Source organism: Myxococcales bacterium (assembly GCA_022563535.1).
GTDB lineage: Bacteria > Myxococcota_A > UBA9160 > UBA9160 > UBA4427 > DUBZ01.
In genome coordinates this window covers 1-3,570 of sequence record JADFNE010000147.1, presented here as the reverse complement: position 1 = coordinate 3,570, position 3,570 = coordinate 1, and the positions used below count along the sequence as shown (strand labels likewise).

The window sequence follows — 3,570 nt, the reverse complement described above, 5'->3', positions numbered from 1 at the left end:
TGCGACCGCCATCTAAAGCGCAGCCAGTGCACCGGCTGGCGTCTAAATTTGTCGCATCGCAGTGTTACACTTGAGCCATTGGGGGTGAGGAGGGAGGCCAGGATGAGGTTTGCGCATTCGGTGCGGGTGGGTGTGATCTGTGCGGCCGTGGCGGTACTGGTTGGATGCGTGGCAGGTCTTCGGCTTCGAGCCTGTTGGCGGGGCTCAGTTCGAGCGAACTCGGCGCGAGGCAGTGCAGTGTGATCGGTTCCATCTGACTTTCGCGTTCTTCGGTCATGGTCTTCCCCTTTGATGGTTGGGAAGGACGTCACTTCTTGCGGCGGACCAGGTAGCGAAGAACGATCTCCCGAAGGAAGGTTGAGATAGGTTTGCCGGCGGCTGCATCCTCGACCTGCAACAGCTCTAGAATCGTGAACCTGATGCCGACTGACTTTCCCCTCCGCTCCTCCTGAGCTTTCGGCTTCCTGCCGGCCCCCTTGCGAGCGCCGCCCTTCTTCGATTTAGCCGCCATCGTATCCCCTTTATATGAATATTGCAAAACGGTATTCAAACATCCCTCTCTGTGGACATTCCACCGTCAGGGCGGCCGGTTCGCGGTACAATCGGGCACTGCTCGGGGTAGGCCACGCGACGGGCAGATGACAGGTAGTGGCTGCATGGGGCAGCTGATTACATGAAACCGTTCAAGGACCAGGACACTCCGAGCTTTCGCCGCGAACTCAGCGACGCGGTGAACGACAAAGAACCATTTGCGCAACGCGGTATCCCCAGTGTTGTACACGCGATTGCGGAGAAATACGGTCGAAATATTCACTGTCTGAGTCCGCTCTACCCCTCTGACCCCCATTTCACCACAATCAACTGTCATTGCCACGCCCTCGGTCTGGACTCGTCAAACGTTTTTAGAGAGATAGCCAAGTCTCCCGAGTCGAATTTCATAGACTCGCTTATCGAATCCAATCTCCTTGTTTTGCGCCCAGATGCCATTCAGGAACGAGACCTCGTGCTGTATCGAAACAAGAAACAGATCACCCACTCCGGCTTAGTCTTTCCTACGGAGATTGAAAGTAAGTGGGGGACTGGCGCGATTTATCGTCACTCCCTTTACGCAGTCCCTTGCAGTTATGGATCATTGGTCTCCTACTACGCCCCCCCAGAACTTGCAGCTGTAGAGACGTCATACCGCAAGTGGTGTGAGTCAACATCCCCTAAGCCCCCGCTCGACCCACCGGCCGAAGATTGAATCGGCCCTGGAGCGAGCGGCCGAGGGTGCCCCCAGCGAGACGCTGACCGAACCGTGTACCTTTCGCGGCAGGAGCAGAACCGAGGGAAAAGACACTGAGCGCGAAATCCAGGCCGTGCGAATCAACGTGACGTTCAAGAAAGGCGTGCTCGAGCAGATCGACTCGTACACGAAGCAGCGTCGAATGACGCGGGCGGGATTCCTCGAGGAAGCGGCACTCGAGAAGTTGGCGGAGGGGTAGCGGGGCTAAGCCATGGTCAGAGACTGCGACCAGTGACGAAACTGGATCAAGTTCATTGATTACCGCGCTTGTACAAAAATGAGCTGCAACCCGCCCAGAGCGGCCGAGGCTGATCTTGTGCCGATGGGCTGCGCTGATTTCGGCCCACCGTTGCTCAAGTTATGAGCAGCATTGACTGTCGATGCAGCAGCCACCGAATGGCAGCAAGGCTGGGCCGGGCTGTTACCTCGGCTCTCCCATCGGTGCGCCGCAGTATTCGCACCTCAGCGCACTACCAAGGGTCCGGCGGGACCAAAAAAACTCTTAATGTACTGACACGATGTCCGATACAAGACTTGAGTTGTCGGTTTGTTGCTCACCGCACGCGAGATTCGCGAGTCGCCTTAACCCTGTGATTAACGACATCGGCTGCGAGGCAATCGATCGGCCACGGAGAACGGTCAATGGGCGAGATCATTCTAGACCGAAGGCAGAGCATAAGATTTCCCTTCGAAGCGAAGGCAATCTTATGTTTCGCTGGAGCCGTGTACAGCGCAGTCACGCGGGACCTCAGTTCGAAGGGGGCCTTCCTCGTAACAGACTTAGCGGCACCCGTTTCGACCGAGGTCGAACTCACCCTCGACGTGCATGATGGCCTCTCTCCGATTGAAATATCCGGCCGGGTTGTGCGAGTCACCTTTGGCTCGGAGAGCCCGCGCGGGCTTGGGATCGAATTCGATGAAGTCGAGGCCAAGGTCGCACAGCGTATCGTCGCGGCAACACGTCAATCGTGACGGAGCGGCGACACAGTCCGCGCACGCGGTGTCGACTCCACTGCCGGATTCGCAGAGGTCGCGACCGCATTCGAGCCCGTGTCCTCGATGTATCCCAGGACGGCCTGTGTGTACTCTCGCCAGTCCAGCTTCGGAAGGGAGAATCGCTCGAGGTTGAGATCGACCTGCCCGGCCATGACAGCGTGAACATTCATGCAGACGTATGGCACGTGCGCAGCACAAAAAGCAAAGCCACGCTGAGAACTAGCTGGTCGGCCGGACTGATTATCACAAAGTCAGACGACACCGATTCCGGGCTGTTCACATCCAGTGCAGAAAAAAATCCATCCAAGCCAACCGGGAATGACGGCCCGACCGAGACTGAGGATGGGCTCGACATTTTCCGCGTACGTGTCCAGATAGAAGGAACACCGCGCACTCGCATTCTCACTTTTAGCGCTGCAACCGAAGATGAAGCGAGAAACATGGCCACTAAAGACCTCGACGACTCGTGGTCGATCGTCGAAGTTGTGAGCGATCGGACGTGCCTCCAATAAATCGGACACCGGTGACAATATCTGTGTAGTTAAGACCCTTGGGTCCCAGCGGCCACCGATCGTGTTGCATAGCATCTGATGCACGCGATTCGCGGGGCTGTAGCTCAAGTTGGAAGAGCGACCGATTCTGCCATCGGGAGATCCCCGATATTGACATCGGTAGATACGGGTTCGAGGCCCGTCAGCTGGGACCCAGGGGACCATTCGCACACTGCGGGGTCGATCGCCGAGCGCGAGCGATGCGAAAACTCGTTTCACTTGGGCGGGGAGGACGAGGTTCCAAGAAACCCCCGTGGACCTCGCGCTCCAACTGGACCCTGTTCGCCCTTCGGTCCCGGCGGACCCTGCGGTCCGGTCAGCAGGCGACGAAGTTCCGTCTGAGAATTGAGTGCACGCTCCAGCTCGGTTTCTTTCGGCGCCGACCACTGTGCACTCGCCAGGGCGGTGGCCAGGACGAGCAGTCCGGTCACCAGATATCGCTGAGCCGCACTGAACTCAGAGACCAGGAAGTTGTTTGTGGCCTCGTTGTGCTTTTTGGCAATGCGAAATGCGTGGATCGCAATCAGTTTTTGATTCGATTCATCGGCACTCATCAACTCTACATCGATGGCGAGTTCGGCATGCGTTCTGGGTCGAAAGAGATCTGTCAAAAAGATGTGGTTGCTCCAGAGTTCTTGTGGGCAGCTCTCGATTGCCCAGGAGCCTTCTCCTTTGTCCAACCGGCACAAGGAGTAGTACTGTTGGGCGAGCTTCAAGTCGCTCTCATGGGAGAAATAT

Annotated in this window: 5 protein-coding genes and 1 tRNA gene; 4 read left to right on the top strand and 2 right to left on the bottom strand. The window is 57.2% G+C overall.

Annotated features, from left to right (window positions below; translation table 11 throughout):
• Nucleotides 1-307: 307 nt before the first annotated feature.
• Nucleotides 308-550 (bottom strand): hypothetical protein, encoded by a 243-nt coding sequence (locus IH881_20400; GenBank protein MCH7870059.1) that lies wholly within the window; start codon nt 548-550, stop codon nt 308-310.
• A gap of 643 nt (nt 551-1,193) precedes the next feature.
• On the opposite strand from IH881_20400, the gene IH881_20395 reads away from it, so the two are divergent.
• The 4 genes from IH881_20395 (at nt 1,194) to IH881_20380 (ending at nt 2,983) form a co-directional block, all read left to right on the top strand.
• Nucleotides 1,194-1,484, top strand: a complete 291-nt coding sequence (locus IH881_20395) for a type II toxin-antitoxin system HicB family antitoxin (GenBank protein ID MCH7870058.1) — start codon at nt 1,194-1,196, stop codon at nt 1,482-1,484.
• A gap of 443 nt (nt 1,485-1,927) precedes the next feature.
• Nucleotides 1,928-2,257, top strand: a complete 330-nt coding sequence (locus tag IH881_20390) for a PilZ domain-containing protein (protein ID MCH7870057.1) — start codon at nt 1,928-1,930, stop codon at nt 2,255-2,257.
• On the top strand, nt 2,254-2,793 hold the full coding sequence (locus IH881_20385) for a PilZ domain-containing protein (GenBank protein MCH7870056.1): 540 nt from the start codon (nt 2,254-2,256) through the stop codon (nt 2,791-2,793). Before IH881_20390 ends, IH881_20385 begins: the two co-directional genes overlap by 4 nt.
• 93 nt (nt 2,794-2,886) lie before the next feature.
• Nucleotides 2,887-2,983 (top strand) — tRNA-OTHER (locus tag IH881_20380).
• Between the two features lie 64 nt (nt 2,984-3,047).
• Here IH881_20380 and IH881_20375 read toward each other — a convergent pair.
• On the bottom strand, nt 3,048-3,548 hold the full coding sequence (locus IH881_20375) for a hypothetical protein (GenBank protein ID MCH7870055.1): 501 nt from the start codon (nt 3,546-3,548) through the stop codon (nt 3,048-3,050).
• Nucleotides 3,549-3,570 lie beyond the last annotated feature (22 nt).

Excerpts from the sequence above, each read along its gene's own strand:
- IH881_20390 (MCH7870057.1), top strand. The coding sequence starts at position 1,928 with ATGGGCGAGATCATTCTAGACCGAAGGCAGAGCATAAGATTTCCCTTC.